The sequence below is a fragment of the Phenylobacterium sp. genome, from assembly GCF_036502675.1.
Lineage (GTDB): Bacteria > Pseudomonadota > Alphaproteobacteria > Caulobacterales > Caulobacteraceae > Phenylobacterium.
On the sequence record NZ_DASXYF010000039.1, the window covers coordinates 1 to 17,413 of the forward strand.

The window sequence follows — 17,413 nt, forward strand, 5'->3', positions numbered from 1 at the left end:
CGGCGGGCGGCGGCGGACAGCGCCGCCAGGTCGCGGGCGAACAGCGCGTCGACGGCCTCGGCCAGGCCCGCGGGATCGACGCTGCGGGCGTACTGGCCGACCGTCTCGTCGATCAGCTCCCCCACGCCGCCGTTGCAGGAGCCCACCACCGGCAGGCCGGCGGCCAGGGCCTCCAGAACCACCAGGCCGAAGATCTCGTTCTCGTTGGCGTGCAGGAAGGCGTCGCAGCTGGCGATCAGCCCGGCCAGCTTCACCGGGTCGCGCTCATAGTCCAGGCACTCCACCTGGGCCGAGTAGCGCACGTCCTTGCCCGCGCCCACCAGCACCAGGCGATAGGGATCGCCCAGCCGCTCGACGGCCTGGACCATGGACTCGATGTTCTTTTCCCGTGCGGCGCGGCCGGCGAACACCAGCAGGCGGGCGTCGGCGCCCACGCCCAGGCGCTTGCGCAGCCGCGCGGGGTCGGCGCGCTGCGGGTGGAACGCCTCGGTGTCGACCCCAAGGCCCTGGACGACGATCTTCTCGACCCCGGCCTCCGCCAGCCGGACAGCGACATGGCGGCTGGGGGCCACCACCCGGTCGTAGCGCCGGTAGGCGGTGGACCAGAAGTTCATGGTCGGCGCCTCGGCCCAGACGCCCAGGTGCAGGGCGGCCAGGGCCGCGGCGTCGGTATGGCAGAAGCCCACCACCGGCACGCCCAGGCTCTGGCCCGCCTCCAGCGCCGCGTGGCCGGGCACGAAGACGTCGCCGGCCTCGATGATGTCGGGGCGCAGGGTCTCCAGGGCCGCGGCCCATTTGGTCAGGCTGGCCGGCACCCGGTAGCCGACGCCGAACGGCAGGCGGGCGGCGGCGAGCGTCACCAGGCCCGGCGACCGGCCGCGGGTGGCGGCGCCCGGCACCACCAGGGTGTGGCGCAGGTCGGGCCGGTTGCGCGCCAGCCAGGCCCGCTTGGCGCCCAGGTAGCGCTTCACCCCGCCGGAGCGGGGCGCGTACATCATGGTGGTGTCGACCAGGTGGAAGCCCGGGGCGTCGGCGCCCGCGGGGATGATCCGGACGCGCGCGGCCGGCAGCGGCGAAACGCCCTCCAGCATCTTCGACGCCTTTTTCCTGCGAACGCCCTCGCTGGAGGCGGCGAGGAACGGCCGGGTCCTCTGGCCGCCCAGGCGCTTCACCTCGCGCTTGCCGGGGCGGCTGGCTGATGTCTTCCAGAGTCTGGCCAGTGGTCTCGTCCTTAGCCCTACCGGCAATGTGGGCCAGCGCCACCATGCCGACAAGCCATTGAGCGCCATCGGGCGGCGGAAGGCGGGACGCGCCGTTCCTCCCGCCACCCCCGGAAGGCCCCGGGGCCGGGTTGGTTGCCTGAGGACGGCGCGCCCGTCGGCGGCTTCGGATATGACAAAAGCCGCGCCCGGGGCGCGGCCTTGTCGGGTGGTCTGGCGGCGGGTCGCCTAGCGCTTCAGCGCGTCGCGGGCGGCGTCCTTCAGGTTGCCGACGCCCTTCTGGATCTTGCCGGCGACCCGTTCGCTTGCGCCTTCCGTGGCCATGCGTTCGTTGCCGGTGGCCTTGCCGACGGCTTCCTTGACGGAGCCCTTGGCTTCCTTGGCGGCGCCCTTGGCGGTGTCCTTGTGCATGGGTCTGATCCTTCACAAACTTCAACGGCGAGGCGGGGACGCCTCTGAGGTGCAGTACGCGAAGGCCGCGGGTTCGTTCCCGCGTCCGGCGCGCCAGGGGCGGCGCGGCCGGCCGCCGCCCCGAACCCGGCCCTCGGACGCCGGCTTGGGACGCCCGCCGTTGCGCCGGCGGCGGGCGGCGGCTATCTGCAGCCGCACGTTTCCCTTCCGAAATCCAGCGAGCGCGGACCGCCCCATGGCGCAGCAGTACATTTTCCAGATGCAGGGCCTGACCAAGGCCTTCCCCGGCGGCAAGAAGGTGTTCGAGAACATCTGGCTGTCGTTCTATCCGGACGCCAAGATCGGCGTGGTCGGCGTCAACGGCTCCGGCAAGTCGACGCTGCTGAAGATCCTGGCCGGCGTCGACAAGGAGTTCTCCGGCGAGGCCAAGGCCGCCGACGGCGTCAAGATGGGCTACCTGGAGCAGGAGCCGCACCTCGACGAGGCGCTCAACGTCTGGGGCAACGTCATCTCCTGGTGCGAGGAGAAGCGGATCTTCGACCGCTACAACGAGATCGCCGCCAAGCTGGGCGAGGACTATTCCGACGAGCTGATGGAGGAAATGACCGCCCTCCAGGAGAAGATCGACGCCGGCGACCTGTGGGACATCGATTCCAAGATCGAGATGGCGATGGACGCCCTGCGCTGCCCGCCCGACGACTGGCCGGTCGACAAGCTCTCCGGCGGCGAGAAGCGGCGCATCGCCCTGGCCCGCCTGCTGCTCTCCAAGCCCGACATGCTGCTGCTGGACGAGCCCACCAACCACCTGGACGCCGAGAGCGTCGCCTGGCTGCAGCACCACCTGGAGGCCTTCCCGGGCTGCGTGATCCTGGTGACCCACGACCGCTACTTCCTGGACCAGGTGACCAAGTGGACCCTGGAGCTCGACCGCGGCAAGGGCGTCCCTTACGAGGGCAACTACTCCGGCTGGCTGGAGCAGAAGACCAAGCGCATCGTCCAGGAAAACTCCGAGAGCGAGGCGCGCCAGCGGGCGATGACCCGCGAGCTGGAGTGGGTGCGCTCCGGCGCCAAGGCCCGCCAGGCCAAGTCGAAGGCGCGGCTTGCCGCCTATGACGAGATGGTCCGCGAGCAGGAGCAGGCCCGGGGCGCCCAGACCACGGCCACCATCCAGATCCCCCCCGGCCCGCGCCTGGGCAATCTGGTGCTGGAGGTGGAGAACCTGGAGAAAGCCTACGGCGACAAGGTGCTGTTCAAGGATCTTTCGTTCAAGCTGCCGCCCAACGGCATCGTCGGCGTCATCGGTCCGAACGGGGCCGGCAAGTCCACCCTGTTCAAGCTGATCACCGGCCAGGAGACGCCGGACGCGGGTTCGTTCCGCGTCGGCGAGACGGTGAAGCTGGCCTATGTCGACCAGAGCCGCGACACGCTGGATTCCGCCAAGACCGTCTGGCAGGAGATCTCCGGCGGCCTGGACGTGCTGGCGGTGGGCAAGCGCGAGATCAACACCCGCTCCTACGTCGGCTCGTTCAACTTTCGCGGCGGCGACCAGCAGAAGAAGGTCGGCCAGCTGTCCGGCGGCGAGCGCAACCGCGTGCACCTGGCCAAGACTCTGACCGAGGGCGGCAACCTGATCCTGCTCGACGAGCCCACCAACGACCTGGACATCGAGACCCTGCAGAACCTCGAGGAGGCGCTGGAGGAGTTCGCCGGCTGCGCGGTGGTGATCAGCCACGACCGCTGGTTCCTCGACCGGCTGGCCACCCACATCCTGGCCTTCGAGGGCGACAGCCACGTGGAATGGTTCGAAGGAAATTTCGAGGCTTACGAGGAAGACAAGAAGCGCCGCCTGGGCGCCGACAGCCTCATCCCGCACCGGATCAAGTTCCAGAAGTTCTCGCGGTAGAGCAGGTTGAAATTGGGTTGACCCGCCTCCGCTCATCCCGGCGAAGGCCGGGACCCAGATTCAGCCTGAGCCTCTCATGGGGTTCACCTGGGCCCCGGCCTTCGCCCCGGGGCTCGCCGGAGGGGTGGATTGTGGACTTTCAACGGCGCGGATTTTGTCGGAGTCTGGCACTGCGCGTCGGGTGGGCTGACCAAAGGGAGAAACGATATGACGAAGTTGCGTACCGTTTTCGCCTCGGCCGTCGCCGTGTTGCTGGCCGCAAGCCTTTCTCCTGCTCAAGCGGCGCCCGCCGTTCCGGTGAAGAACGTGGTGCTTGTCCACGGCGGGTTCGTGGACGGCGCCGGCTGGCGCGGGGTCTATGACATACTGAAAAAAGATGGCTTCAACGTCAGCATCGTCCAGAATCCCACCATTTCGCTGGCCGGCGACGTCGCGGCGACGAGGGAGGTGGTGGACGCCCAGGGCGGTCCCGTCATCCTGGTCGGGCACTCCTACGGCGGTGTGGTGATCACCGAAGCCGGCACGAACCCGAACGTCGCGGGTCTCGTCTACATCACGGCGTTCGCGCCCGACAAAGGCGAATCCGTCAACTCGCTGATCGCCAACCCCCCGCCCGGCGCGCCTGTCCCGCCGATCCTGCCGCCGAAGAACGGTTACCTGTATCTGGACAAGGCGAAATTCCCGGCCTCGTTCGCGGGTGACGTGGACGCGAAGACGGCCGCCTTCATGGCCGACTCCCAGGTTCCGTGGGGCGTCGAGGCGCTCGGTGGACAGGTCACCGAGCCCGCCTGGAAATCCAAGCCGAGCTGGTACCTGCGGGTCACCGACGACAGGATGATCCCGCTGCCCGCCCAGCAGGCGATGTCCAAGCGGGCGGGCTCGACGATCGTCGAGGTTGCGGGCAGCCACGCGATTTACGTATCCAATCCGAAGGCCGTGGCCGCCATCATCGAGAAGGCGGCAAGCGGCGTTAAGTAGGAGCCCCTGCCGGCGGACAATGTTCCCTGTATGTTCTAGGCGCCGGGCCCCGTCTGCGCTAGGGTCCGGTGACCGCTGCGTCGGCCGCTGCACGGAAGATCGGAATGGATTTGGGGCGGACTTTACCCGGGTGCGGGCTCCTGGCGACGGCCCTCGATCCGCTGTTTACAGCCCCGTAGACCGCTTATGATTTGCGCCCGCTCTAAGCGGTTTGCGCGCGTCTTCGCCCCCGGGGCGGGGGTCGTCACGCGCCCGAGTCGCGTTGCGCAACGGCGCCCGCGTGGGTAGGCTCCGGCCCGGAGCGGAGGGGGCTGCGTCTTGGACACCAGGTCCGATCTTCTGAAGTCGCTGCGGATCGACCGCGGCGGCGAAGGCGGAGAGGCCAAGGCGCGCGCGTCGTGGATCGCCCCCGTCGTGGCGGCGGGCCTGGCGCTGGCGACCGGCCTTGCGGCGGGCTGGATGCTGAAGCCCGCGCCGGCTCCGCCCCCCAGGCCCGCGCCCGCGGCCGGCGCGCCGGCCGCCAGGGGCGAGGCGGCTGCTGGAAGCCTGGTGGCCTCCGGCTATGTGGTGGCGCGCCGGCAGGCGACGGTGGCCGCCGAGGTCACCGGCCGGCTGCTGGAGGTGCGCGTCGAGGAGGGCCAGCACGTCCGCGCCGGCCAGGTGCTGGCGGTGCTGGAGCCCACCCTGGCGCAGGCCGAGCTGCAGAGCGCCCGCGCCCGCGCCGCCGTGGCGCAGGCCGACCTTGCCGAGGCGCAGCGCGTGCTGGGCCGGGCCCGCGCCCTCGCCGGGCAGGGGTACGCCAGCCAGGCGACGCTGACGGCGGCGCAGTCGCGCTACGACCAGGCGCTCGCCCAGCGCGACGCCGCCCGCAGCGACGCGCAGCATGCCGTGGCGCAGCTGTCGCGCTACGAGATCCGCGCGCCCTTCACCGGCGTCGTGGTCAACAAGGCGGCGCAGCCCGGCGAGATCATCTCCCCGATCTCCGCGGGCGGCGGCTTCACCCGCACCGGCGTCTGCACCATCGTCGACATGTCCAGCCTGGAGATCGAGGTCGACGTCAGCGAGGCCTACATCGCCCGGGTGTCGGAGGGCCAGCGCGTGCGGGCGGTGCTCGACGCCTATCCGGACCAGACGTTCCAGGCGCACGTGATCGCCACCATCCCCTCCGCGGACCGCAGCCGGGCGACGGTGCGCGTCCGCATCGGCTTCGACCAGCTCGACCCGCGCATCCTGCCGGAAATGGCGATCAGCGTCCGTTTTCTCGAAGGAAGTTCCTGACGACCCAGCGCCGCCCGGGGCGGCGCGCCGGAGACCTCGCATGACCGATCTCATCCACCTCACCGACGTCGAGAAGAGCTATGTGCGCGGCAAGGAGAGGATCGCCATCTTCGACAAGCTCAGCCTGCGCTTCGAGCAGGGCGATTTCGTCGCCGTCATGGGACCGTCGGGCTCGGGCAAGACCACCCTGCTCAACCTGCTGGGCGGCACGGACCGGCCGGACAAGGGCGCGATCGAGTTCGAGGGCCAGCGCATCGACAAGCTGAGCGAGGGACAGTTGACGGCGTGGCGCGCGGCGAACGTCGGGTTCATCTTCCAGTTCTACAACCTGATGCCGATCCTGACGGCGGCGCAGAACGTCGAGCTGCCGCTGCTGCTGACCCGGCTGTCGCCGGCCAGGCGGCGCGAGAACGTGGCCACGGCGCTGAAGGTCGTGGGGCTGGAGGACCGCGTCCGCCACCGGCCGCGCGAAATGTCCGGCGGCCAGCAGCAGCGGGTGGCGATCGCCCGCGCGATCGTCGCCGACCCCAAGCTCCTGCTCTGCGACGAGCCGACCGGCGACCTCGACCGCGCGACGGCCGACGAGATCCTCTCCATGCTGCAGGTGCTGAACCGCGACCTGGGCAAGACCATCGTCATGGTCACCCACGACGCCGAGGCGGCGAAGTACGCCAAGCGCCTGCTGCACCTGGACAAGGGCCGCTTCGACGAGCGGGAGCTGGCGGCGTGAACGACCTGACCCTCATGCGCAAGAACCTGTTCCGCAAGCCGATGCGGACGACCTTGCTGCTGATCTCGATCTTTGTGGCCTTCCTGGTGTTCAGCGTGATGCTGAGCTTCAATCACTCGATCTCGAACTTCAACGCGCTACCCACCCGCATGGTCACGATGAGCAAGATCAACTTCACCGAATCCTTGCCCATGGCCCACTACGACCGCATCTCGCATATGGAAGGCGTCGCCGTCGCCACCCACCAGAACTGGTTCGGCGGCTATTACCAGGATCCCGCCCGCGGATTCATGGCGGTCTTTGCGGTCGACCCCCCGACCTACTTCAAGGTCTATTCCGGGGACCTGCAGATCCCGGCCGCCGAGCGCGAGGCGTTCTTCAAGGAACGGACGGCGATGCTCACCTCGGAATCCGTCGCCAAGCGGTTCAACTGGCATGTGGGCCAGCGCATCCCGCTGAACAGCAACATCTTCAGCCAGGCCGACGGCGGCCACACCTGGGCGTTCACCCTGGTGGGGATCATCCCGGCCCGGCCCGGCAGTTCGCAGACCGGGACCACCCTGATCCACTACGACTACTTCAACGACACCATCACCTTCGGGCATGACCGCGTCGGCTGGGTTCCGTTCCTGACCACGTCGGCGGACGTCAACGAGCGCGTCGCGCACGCCATCGACCAGCGCTTCGCCAATTCCGCGGACGAAACCTCGACCCAGGACGAAGCCACGTTCAACAAGTCCTTCGCCGCCCAGCTCGGCGACATCGGGCTGGTGGTGACGCTGGTGGTCGGCGCGTCGTTCGCCGCCATCCTGCTGATCGTCGGCACCACCATGGCGCTGGCCGTGCGCGAGCGCACCCGGGAGGTGGGCGTGATGAAGACGCTGGGCTTCTCCTCCGCGCGCGTCCTGCGCATGGTGCTGGGCGAGTCGCTGTTGCTGGCGCTGCTCGGCGCCGGGCTCGGCATGCTGGCGGGGGCGGGCTTCCTGGCGCTGCTGCCGCAGGCCAGCGGCGGGCAATCGCCCCCGATCAGCTTCGCGCCTTCGGTCATCGGATGGGGCGTCGCGGTGGCGCTGGCGCTCGGCCTGTTCACCGGGCTCGCGCCGGCGCTGGGCGCCTATCGCATGCGCATCGTCGACGCGCTCGGCCGGCGCTGAGGGGGAGGCGGCGCATGAGCTTGCTCAAACAGATCGGCGCGGTGACGGCGCTCAACGTCCGCTCCATCCCGCGGCGCGCGGCGATGTCGGTCGCCAGCGTGGTCGCGGTCGCCCTGGCGATCACCGTGCTGCTGTTCTTCCTGGCCCTGTCCAACGGGCTCAGGCGGACCGTCGAGGGTTCGGGGGCGCAGGATGTCGCCATCGTGATCCGCGAGGGCTCCAACGCGGAACTCAACAGCGTGGTCACGCGCGACCAGCTGAACATCCTGGCCACGGGGCCCGGCGTCGCTCGCCAGGGCGCCCGGCCGGTGGTCTCCGGCGAGCTGCTGGTCATCGTCGACGGGATCAAGCGCTCCACCGGCACCAAGGCCAACATGCCGTTCCGCGGCATCGGCCCTGAGGGCCTGAGCCTGCGGCGCAGCGTCCGGATCACCCAGGGCCGCATGTTCCGGCCCGGCACCAACGAGATCATCGTCGGCGCGGGGCTGCTGCGCGAGTTCGCGGGCTTCGAGTTCGGCAAGGCCATACGGCTGCGCGGCGGGACCTGGCAGGTGGTGGGCGTGTTCGAGGCGCCGGGCACCGTGTTCGACTCCGAGCTGTGGGCCGACATCGCCGTGACGCAAAGCCTGTTCAACCGGCCGAACGTCTACCAGACCATGCGGGTGCAGCTGACGTCGGCGCAGGACATGCCGGCGTTCAAGGCCTGGGCCCGCGGCGACCCGCGGCTCAACCAGCTGGAGGTGCTGAGCGAGCGGGAGTACTACGCCCGCCAGGCCTCGCAATCGACCGCGCAGTTCACCTTCATCGCCTGGGCGCTGGGGATCACCATGGCCATCGGCGCCCTCGCGGGCGCGCTCAACACCATGTACGCCTCGGTGGCGGCGCGCTCGACGGAGATCGCCACCCTGCGGATCATCGGGTTCTCCGGCTATGCGGCGTTCGTCGGCACGATGGTGGAGGCGCTGGCGCTCAGCGTGCTCGGCGGGCTGCTCGGGATCGGGCTGGCCTTCGCGGCCTTCAACGGCCGGACCACCTCGACCTTGGGCGCGGGCTTCACCCAGCTGGTGTTCAAGTTCGACCTGTCGGCGGCGACCGTCGCCTCGGCGATCGTGCTGGCGCTGGTGATCGGGCTGGTGGGCGGCGTCCTGCCCGGCGTCCGCGCCGCCCGCCAGCGTCCGCAGCTGGAGCTGGCGGCGCAGTAGCGAGGCCGCCCCGGTCATGCCGCCGGCCGGCCGGAAGTTCTCGCGACGGCCCGGCCGGCCCTGGATATAGAGGACCGAAAACGTCAGGGAGGAGCCCCATGCCCGCCGTCGAGAAACCGGCCGTCCTCGTCGTCCAGCCGATGCTTCTGCGGATGCAGCCGGAGCTGGAGGCCCTCGGCGCCCGCATGGTCGTGGGTTGGGACGCGCCGGCGGAGGATCTGGCCCAGGTGCGGGCCCTGCTGCACTTCGGGCCGGTGACGCGCGAGCAGACGGCCCGGATGCCGAAGCTCGGCCTGATCGCGGTGATCAGCGCCGGCTACGACGGGATCGACCTGGACTGGTGCCGGGCCCGCGGCGTGGCCGTCACCCACAGCCGCGGCGTCAATGCCGACGACGTGGCCGACCATGCGCTGGGCCTGTTGCTGGCCGCCTGGCGCGGGATCGTGTCCGGCGACCGCTTCGTGCGCGAGGGGCGCTGGGCGGACGAGCGGCAGGTGCAGGGATCGACGCTCACCGGACGCAGGGTGGGGATCGTGGGGCTGGGCCACATCGGCCTGGCGGCGGCGCGCCGGGTGGAGGCCTTCGGCATGAGCGTCGCCTGGTGGGGGCCCAACCCCAAGCCCGCCCCCTGGCCCCGGGCCGAGAGCGTCCTGGCCCTGGCCGAGGACAGCGACATCCTGGTGGTGGCCTGCCGCGCCGCCGCCAGCAACGTCGGCCTGATCTCGCGCGAGGTGATCGAGGCGGTGGGGCCGAAGGGGCTGATCGTCAACGTCGCCCGCGGCTCGGTGGTCGACGAGGACGCCCTGATCGCGGCGCTGAGGTCGGGCAGGCTCGGGAACGCCGCCCTGGACGTCTTCGAGCAGGAGCCGACGCCGGCCGACCGCTGGGCCGGCCTGCCGGGCGTCGTGCTGACGCCGCACTCCGCCGGCGGCGCCGTCGAGACCGTGCCGAGGATGATGGCCCTGGCGCTGGAGAACATCCGGCTGCATCTGGCCGGCGAGCCGCTGACCGCCGAAGTTCCCGCCCAGACGTCCTCCCGCCCTTGACATAAGGACATAAAGATATCTTTATATGACCCATGCTGCTCGCCATGGATCAGGCCGTCGACGTACTGCGCGCGGCGGGGGAGCCGACCCGCCTGCGCATCCTCGCCCTGCTGCGCCGCGAGGAGCTGGCGGTGCTGGAGCTCTGCCGGATCCTGGACCAGAGCCAGCCCCGGGTCTCCCGGCACCTGAAGCTGCTGGCCGAGGCGGGGCTGGTGGAGCGGTTCCCCGACGGCGCCTGGGTGTTCTACCGCCTGGGCGCGGCCGGGGAGGCGCGCGACCTGGTGGACGAGGTGCTCAAGGGGATCGACCCGACCGACCCGGCGCTGGCGCGCGACGCCGAGCGGCTGGAGAGCGTGCGGGCCGAGCGGGCGTCGGACGCCGGGGCCTATTTCGAGCGCAACGCCGCGCTGTGGGACCAGATCCGCTCGCTCTACGTCTCCGAGGCCGACGTGGAGACCGCGATCCTGGAGGCCGCGGGACCCGGGCCGTTCAAGCGCCTGGTGGACCTGGGCACCGGGGCCGGGCGGATGCTGACGCTGCTGGCGCCCAAGTCCGACGCCGCCCTGGGCCTCGACCTGTCGCAGCAGATGCTGAACATCGCGCGCTCCCGGGTGGCCCGCTCCGGGCTGGACGCCTGCGAGCTGCGCCACGGCGACATCTTCGCCACCCGGCTGCCGGCGGGGAGCGCCGACCTGGTGGTGGTGCACCAGGTGCTGCACTACCTGGGCGACCCGGCTGCGGCGTTGGAGGAGGCGGCTCGGCTGGTGGCGCCGGGCGGCCGGCTGCTGATCGTGGATTTCGCGCCGCACAAGCTTGAGTTCCTGCGCGAACAGCACCAGCACCGGCGCCTGGGCTTTCCGGACGCCGCGATGGAGCGCTGGCTGCGGGACGCGAGCCTGGCCAAGGTCCGGGTCACCAGCCTGCCGCCGGCGCAGGCCGGCGGGCTCACCGTCAAGATCTGGACCGCCGAGCGCGGACGCAACGCGCAAAGGAGCGCCGCATGACCCCGCCCGACAGCGCGCTGGGCCCCGTCGCCCGCGCCGGCGTGGGCGGGACGCCCAGGCCCAGCGTCTCCTTCGAGTTCTCGCCGCCGAAGACGCCGGAGGCCGAGGCAGCCTTGTGGGAGGCAATCCGCCGGCTGGAGCCGCTGAACCCCGCCTTCGTCTCGGTGACCTACGGCGCCGGCGGCTCGACCCGCGACCGCACCCACCGCACGGTGGTGCGCATGCTGCAGGAGACGACCCTGAAGCCCGCCGCGCACCTGACCTGCGTCGAGGCTAGCCGCGCCGAGGTGGACGAGGTGGTGCAGGGTTACTGGGACGCCGGCATCCGCCACATCGTGGCCCTGCGTGGCGACCCGCCGGGCGCCATCGGCGGGATCTACACGCCGCGCGCCGACGGCTACCGCAACGCCACAGAGTTGACCGAGGGCGTGCGCGCCGTCGGCGACTTCGAGGTCAGCGTCGGCCTCTATCCGCAGATCCATCCGGAGAGCCCGGGCCTGGAGCACGACATCGACGTGCTGAAGGCCAAGGTCGACGCCGGGGCGACCCGGGCGATCACCCAGTTCTTCTTCGATATCGACGCCTTCCTGCGGTTCATGGAGAAGGTCCGCAAGGCCGGCGTGACCATCCCGATCTCGCCGGGGATCATGCCGGTGTCGAACTACAAGGGCCTGCGCAAGATGGCCGGGCCGGTGGGGATCACCCTGCCGGGGTGGCTGGCCAACCTGTTCGACGGCCTGGACCGCGATCCGGAGACCCGCCGGCTGATCGCCGCCTCCGTGGCCACCGAGATGTGCGCCCGGCTGGCGGAGGAGGGCTTCGCCGACTTCCACTTCTACACCCTGAACCGCGCCGACCTGGTCTACGCCATCTGCCGGGTGCTGGGCGTGCGCGAGCCGGAGCCCGCATGATGACCCGCCAGGACCGCATCGCCGCGCTGAAGGCCGCCGCCAAGCAGCGGATCCTGATCCTCGACGGCGCCTGGGGCGTGATGATCCAGCGCCAGGGGCTGGCGGAGGCCGATTACCGCGGCGAGCGCTTCGCCGACCATCCGGGCCAGCTCAAGGGCAACAACGACATCCTGTGCCTGACCCGGCCGGACATCATCACCGAACTGCACGACGCCTACTTCGGGGCCGGCGCGGACATCTCGGAGACCAACACCTTCTCGTCCACCTCGATCGCCCAGGCCGACTACGAGCTGCAGGGCGCGGTGCGGGACCTGAACCTGGCCGGCGCACGGCTGGCCCGCGAAGCCGCCGACCGCTGGACGGCCAAGACCCCGGACAAGCCGCGGTTCGTGGCCGGCTCCATGGGGCCGCTGAACCGGATGCTCTCCATGTCCTCCGACGTGAACGACCCCGGCGCGCGCACCGTCACCTTCGACCAGGTCTACCAGGCCTACCGCGAGCAGGCGCTGGCCCTGCACGAGGGCGGGGTGGACATGTTCCTCTTGGAAACCATCACCGACACCTTGAACGTCAAGGCGGGGATCAAGGCGATCCTGGACCTCGAGGACGAGGGGCTGGAGCCGCTGCCGATCTGGATCTCCGGCACCATCACCGACCGGTCGGGGCGCACGCTCTCGGGCCAGACCGTCGAGGCGTTCTGGAATTCCGTGAAGCACGCCAAGCCCTTCGCCGTGGGCCTCAACTGCGCCCTGGGCGCCGACCTGATGCGGCCGCACATCGCCGACCTGGCGCGGGTGGCCGACACCCTGGTCTCGGCCTATCCCAACGCCGGCCTGCCCAACGCCATGGGCCAGTACGACGAGACCCCGGACGAGACCAGCCACGAGCTGCACGAGTGGGCCGAGCACGGGCTGGTCAATATCCTGGGCGGCTGCTGCGGCACCACGCCGGAGCACATCGCCCACGTGGCCCAGGCGGTGGCGGGCCTGTCGCCCCGCGCGCCGGCCGACCCGCCGGCGGCGCTCAGGCTCGCCGGGCTCGAACCGTTCGAGCTGGCCTCCTGAACAAAACTCAGTGACGTTGACCCGATTCCAAAACCCGCTCATCCCGGCGAAGGCCGGGACCCAGATTCAGCCTGAGCGCTTGGTGGGTTTCACCTGGGCCCCGGCCTTCGCGGGGGTGAGCGGAGGTTGGGGCGAGTTCGCATGTAGTCCGCAGTCAGCCTTAAAGACCAAACCATGACCGCTCCCCGACCCGTGTTCGTCAACATCGGCGAACGCACCAACGTCACCGGCTCCGCCAAGTTCAGGAAACTGGTGGCCGAGGCCGACTATCCGGCCGCGCTCTCCGTCGCCCGCCAGCAGGTGGACGCCGGCGCCCAGGTCATCGACGTCAACATGGACGAAGGCCTGCTGGATTCCGTGGCGGCCATGCGGACCTTCCTCAACCTGGTGGCCGCCGAGCCCGACATCGCCCGCGTGCCGGTGATGATCGACAGCTCCAAGTGGGAGGTGATCGAGGCCGGGCTGAAGTGCGTGCAGGGCAAGTCGATCGTCAATTCCATCAGCATGAAGGAAGGAGAGGCTAAGTTCCTGGAGCAGGCGCGAGCCTGCCTGCGCTACGGGGCGGCCGTGGTGGTGATGGCCTTCGACGAGGTAGGCCAGGCCGACACTGCCGAGCGCAAGGTGGCGATCTGCGAGCGGGCCTACCGGCTGCTGGTCGACCAGCTGGGCTTCCCGCCGGAAGACATCATCTTCGACCCCAACATCTTCGCCGTCGCCACCGGCATCGAGGAGCACGACAACTATGCCGTCGACTTCATCGAGGCGACGCGGCGCATCAAGCAGCTGCTGCCCTACGCTCGCGTGTCGGGCGGGGTCTCCAACGTCTCGTTCTCGTTCCGCGGCAACGAGCCGGTGCGCCGGGCGATCCACTCGGTGTTCCTCTACCACGCCATCAACGCCGGCATGGACATGGGGATCGTCAACGCCGGCGACCTGCCGGTCTACGACCTGATCGAGCCGGAGCTGCGCGAGGCGGTGGAGGACGTGATCCTCAACCGGCCGCAGCGGACCAACGTCTCCAACACCGAGCGGCTGGTGGAGCTGGCGCCCAAGTACAAGGGCGGCAAGAGCGAGGCCAAGGGGCCGAACCTCGCCTGGCGCGAGGGCTCGGTGGGCCAGCGCCTGACCCACGCCCTGGTCAACGGCGTCACCGACTTCATCGAGGCCGACACCGAGGAGGCGCGGGCCGCCGCCGCGCGGCCGCTGCACGTCATCGAAGGCCCGCTGATGGACGGGATGAACGTGGTCGGCGACCTGTTCGGCTCGGGCAAGATGTTCCTGCCGCAGGTGGTGAAGTCCGCGCGGGTGATGAAGCAGGCGGTGGCTTACCTGATGCCGTTCATGGAGGCGGAGAAGGAAGGTAAGCCCCGCGAGGCGGCCGGCAAGATCCTGATGGCCACGGTGAAGGGCGACGTCCACGACATCGGCAAGAACATCGTGGGCGTGGTCCTGCAGTGCAACAACTATGAGGTGATCGACCTGGGGGTCATGGTCCCGGCCGAACGGATCCTCGACGAGGCGCTGGCCCGCGGGGTGGACATCATCGGCCTCTCCGGCCTGATCACGCCGTCGCTGGACGAGATGGCCTATGTGGCCGGCGAGATGCAGCGCCGGGGCTTTTCCGTGCCGCTGCTGATCGGCGGGGCCACCACCTCGAAGACCCACACCGCGGTGAAGATCGCCCCGCAGTACGCGGCGTCCACCACCTATGTGCTGGACGCCAGCCGGGCGGTGGCGGTGGTCTCCAGCCTCCTGTCGCCCACCGAGCGGGACCGGGTGATGGCCGAGACCCGCGCCGACTACGTCAAGGTGCGCGAGCAGTTCGCCCGTGGGCAGACCAACCGCGCGCGGCTGAAGCTGGCCGACGCGCGCGCCAACCGCTTCGCTATCGACTGGGAGGCCTACCAGCCGCCGAAGCCCAGCTTCTCGGGAACCCGGGCCTTTGCGCCCTACGACCTGGCGGAGCTCGCCCGGCACATCGACTGGACGCCGTTCTTCGCCACCTGGGAGCTGGTGGGCCGCTTCCCCGACATCCTCACCGACGACGTGGTGGGCGAGGCGGCGAGCTCGCTCTACGCCGACGCCCAGGCGATGCTGCAGGAGATCGTCGCGCAAAACGCCCTGGAGGCCCGGGGCGTCGTGGGCATCTGGCCGGCCAATTCCGACGGCGACGACATCGTGGTCTATGCCGACGAGACGCGGACGACGGAGATCGCCCGCCTGCACAGCCTTCGCCAGCAGATGGTCAAGTCGGGGGAGGGGGCCAATTCGGCGCTGTCCGACTTCATCGCCCCGGTGGGGACCGCGCCCGACTGGATCGGCGGCTTCGCGGTGACCGCCGGCCACGGGGAACTGGAGCTGGCGCAGCGCTACAGGGACGCCGGCGACGACTACAACGCCATCCTCTCCACGGCCCTGGCCGACCGGTTGGCCGAGGCCTTCGCCGAGGCGCTGCACCGGCGGGTGCGCACCGAGCTGTGGGGCTATGCGCCCGACGAGGCCTTCGACCTCGACCTGCTGCTGGCGGAGAAATACCACGGCATCCGCCCGGCGCCCGGCTATCCCGCCCAGCCGGACCATACCGAGAAGGCGACGCTGTTCGAGCTGCTGGACGCCGAGGCGGCCACCGGCATCGCCCTCACCGAGAGCTATGCGATGAACCCGCCGGCCTCGGTCTCGGGGCTCTACTTCGCCCATCCGCAGGCGCACTATTTCGGGGTGGGCCGGGTGGAGGCCGACCAGGTGGCCGACTATGCCCGGCGCAAGGGCTGGGACCTGAAAACCGCGGAGCGCTGGCTGGCCCCGATCCTCAACTACGAACCCAGGTAGGGATTCAACCGGCGGGATGGAGGTTGGAATAGACCGCGAGGGTGAAGGCCAGCATCCACCCCAGGACCGCCGAGGTCCTCAAAACGAAACGTTGCAGCGGGGCGGGCATGTGCGAAGTCTCCAGGCGACGACCTTAACAGGTTAACGACAGCTTGGCGGTGAAGTTCACGCCGCGAATACAAGTCTTCGCCGTTGCGGCGCCGGCGCCACAGCGCGCCGGCCGGTTGGTCGCGCCGGCGGGACTCGGGCCGCCCCGCGACGGCGTCGCTCCCGGCAACGCGGGCGCGTCGGCGCCGGTTCCGCCGTCGATCCGCACGCCGCGATCGAGGGCCTGGAAATGGGAAATGATCCGCCGCGCGAGTACTGCCGACCGTGCGAAACCGGCCGCGGCGCTGAAGAGTTCGGTCGTGGCGAAACTCTTTTTCGTCGGCCGCTCTCCAGGCGACGGCGACGCCCGATACTGCCACGATGCTGCCGGCGCATCCCCGGCCGGGGGATTCGCCGTCGCGGAGCTTTTCGCGGACCGCAGCCTGGACGCTGGGCGACGCGGATCGAATGAGTGTCATGGGCTTGACGCAGTCTGGCTTGCGTGGCGTTGGCGTGTAGGGAGGTGAAACGCAGCCCAGATGCGTACGATCGCCGTCATCGCTCGGAAGGGCGGCTCCGGAAAGACGACGCTCGCCGTCCATCTGGCGATCGCCGCGCATTTGCGCGGACACAAGGTGCTGTTGGCCGACGCCGACGCCCAGCGCTCCGCCGCCGAGGTGCTGCGCGGCCGCCAGGGACCGGGGCCGGAGGTGGTGGAGACCACCGGGTCCAAGCTGTTCACCCTGCAGGTGGCGGCGGTGCGCAACGCCGTCGACACCATGATCATCGACACGCCTGCGGTGCTGGAGGACGAGCTCGGCCACTCCATCGTGGTGTCGGACCTGTCGCTGCTGGTGATCCGCCCGACCTTCCTCGACATCGCCGCGGCCCTGCGCACCGCCGAGGTGATCCGCCGGCTGCGCAAGCCGGGCCTGATCGTGCTCAACCAGGCGCCGGCGCCGCGCGAGGGCGTCGAGCCGCCGGCGGTGAAGCGGGCGCTGGAAGCCCTGATGCTCATGCGCCTGCCGGTGGCGCCGCTGATCCTGCGGGCGCGGGCCAACTACCAGTCGGTGCTGGAGTCGGGCCGTTCGGTGGAGGAGCTCGATCCCGCCAACCCCGCGGCGCGGGAGATGGGGGCGCTGTGGGGCTTCGTCGAGCGGCTGGTCTACGGCCGGCGCACCGGCGAGCGCACCGAGGCCTGAGGCCTCGGCGATTGGCATGAAGGCCCAGGCTGGCTATGACCGCGGCTCGTTCAGAGAAGGCCGCCTCCCGATGTCCGACACGCCCCCCGACCGTCTGGCCACCAATCCGGACAGCCCCTACTACGACGCCGCCCTGTTGGAGCGCGGGGTGGGCGTGCGCTTCAAGGGCGTCGACAAGAACAACGTCGACGAATATTGCGTCAGCGAAGGCTGGGTGCGGCTGAGCCTGCCCTCCAAGGACCGCCGTGGCAATCCGATGACCATCAAGTTGCAGGGCGTGGTGGAGCCCTACTTCCGCGACGCGGACTGAGCGACGCGTGCGGCTGGCGGGGGCGATCGTCACACTGGGGATGGCGGCCTTGGCGTTGCAGGCCGCCCCGGCCGAGGCCGCGCC

14 protein-coding genes and 1 pseudogene are annotated in these 17,413 nt (G+C 70.2%); 13 read left to right on the top strand and 2 right to left on the bottom strand.

The window, feature by feature from the left end; translation table 11 throughout:
• Both VGL30_RS04515 and VGL30_RS04520 read right to left on the bottom strand, forming a co-directional pair.
• The coding region (locus VGL30_RS04515) for a glycosyltransferase (RefSeq protein ID WP_331537226.1) at positions 1-1,172 on the bottom strand (1,172 nt) is incomplete at its 3' end.
• 276 nt (positions 1,173-1,448) lie between these two features.
• Positions 1,449-1,631, bottom strand: coding sequence for a CsbD family protein (locus VGL30_RS04520; RefSeq protein WP_331537228.1), 183 nt, complete (start codon positions 1,629-1,631; stop codon positions 1,449-1,451).
• A 235-nt stretch (positions 1,632-1,866) separates the two neighbouring features.
• On the opposite strand from VGL30_RS04520, the gene ettA reads away from it, so the two are divergent.
• The 13 genes and pseudogenes from ettA (at position 1,867) to VGL30_RS04585 (ending at position 17,329) form a co-directional block, all read left to right on the top strand.
• The gene (gene ettA, locus VGL30_RS04525) at positions 1,867-3,534 is read left to right on the top strand and encodes an energy-dependent translational throttle protein EttA (protein ID WP_331537230.1); all 1,668 of its coding nucleotides are present in this window, start codon (positions 1,867-1,869) and stop codon (positions 3,532-3,534) included.
• Positions 3,535-3,741: 207 nt separating this feature from the next.
• Positions 3,742-4,512 (top strand): alpha/beta hydrolase, encoded by a 771-nt coding sequence (locus tag VGL30_RS04530; protein WP_331537232.1) that lies wholly within the window; start codon positions 3,742-3,744, stop codon positions 4,510-4,512.
• A 318-nt stretch (positions 4,513-4,830) separates the two neighbouring features.
• The gene (locus VGL30_RS04535; protein WP_331537234.1) at positions 4,831-5,790 is read left to right on the top strand and encodes an efflux RND transporter periplasmic adaptor subunit; all 960 of its coding nucleotides are present in this window, start codon (positions 4,831-4,833) and stop codon (positions 5,788-5,790) included.
• 40 nt (positions 5,791-5,830) lie between these two features.
• Positions 5,831-6,520 carry an ABC transporter ATP-binding protein gene (locus VGL30_RS04540; protein ID WP_331537236.1) on the top strand — a complete coding sequence of 230 codons (690 nt, stop codon included), beginning with the start codon at positions 5,831-5,833 and terminating at the stop codon, positions 6,518-6,520.
• Positions 6,517-7,674 carry an ABC transporter permease gene (locus tag VGL30_RS04545; RefSeq protein WP_331537238.1) on the top strand — a complete coding sequence of 386 codons (1,158 nt, stop codon included), beginning with the start codon at positions 6,517-6,519 and terminating at the stop codon, positions 7,672-7,674. The genes VGL30_RS04540 and VGL30_RS04545 overlap by 4 nt, the downstream gene beginning before the upstream one ends.
• A gap of 14 nt (positions 7,675-7,688) precedes the next feature.
• Positions 7,689-8,876 carry an ABC transporter permease gene (locus tag VGL30_RS04550; protein WP_331537240.1) on the top strand — a complete coding sequence of 396 codons (1,188 nt, stop codon included), beginning with the start codon at positions 7,689-7,691 and terminating at the stop codon, positions 8,874-8,876.
• Between the two features lie 98 nt (positions 8,877-8,974).
• Positions 8,975-9,922, top strand: coding sequence for a 2-hydroxyacid dehydrogenase (locus VGL30_RS04555; RefSeq protein WP_331537242.1), 948 nt, complete (start codon positions 8,975-8,977; stop codon positions 9,920-9,922).
• Positions 9,923-9,954: 32 nt separating this feature from the next.
• Positions 9,955-10,926 (top strand): metalloregulator ArsR/SmtB family transcription factor, encoded by a 972-nt coding sequence (locus VGL30_RS04560; protein WP_331537244.1) that lies wholly within the window; start codon positions 9,955-9,957, stop codon positions 10,924-10,926.
• A complete protein-coding gene (gene metF / locus VGL30_RS04565; RefSeq protein ID WP_331537246.1) occupies positions 10,923-11,837 on the top strand; it encodes a methylenetetrahydrofolate reductase [NAD(P)H] in 915 nt (304 codons plus the stop codon). Before VGL30_RS04560 ends, metF begins: the two co-directional genes overlap by 4 nt.
• Positions 11,834-12,901, top strand: a complete 1,068-nt coding sequence (locus VGL30_RS04570) for a homocysteine S-methyltransferase family protein (RefSeq protein WP_414694953.1) — start codon at positions 11,834-11,836, stop codon at positions 12,899-12,901. The genes metF and VGL30_RS04570 overlap by 4 nt, the downstream gene beginning before the upstream one ends.
• 165 nt (positions 12,902-13,066) lie before the next feature.
• Positions 13,067-15,730: pseudogene (metH, locus tag VGL30_RS04575) on the top strand (methionine synthase); the annotation flags it as partial.
• 626 nt (positions 15,731-16,356) lie between these two features.
• On the top strand, positions 16,357-17,019 hold the full coding sequence (locus VGL30_RS04580; RefSeq protein WP_331537248.1) for a ParA family protein: 663 nt from the start codon (positions 16,357-16,359) through the stop codon (positions 17,017-17,019).
• Between the two features lie 70 nt (positions 17,020-17,089).
• Positions 17,090-17,329, top strand: a complete 240-nt coding sequence (locus VGL30_RS04585; RefSeq protein WP_331537250.1) for a DUF3297 family protein — start codon at positions 17,090-17,092, stop codon at positions 17,327-17,329.
• Positions 17,330-17,413 lie beyond the last annotated feature (84 nt).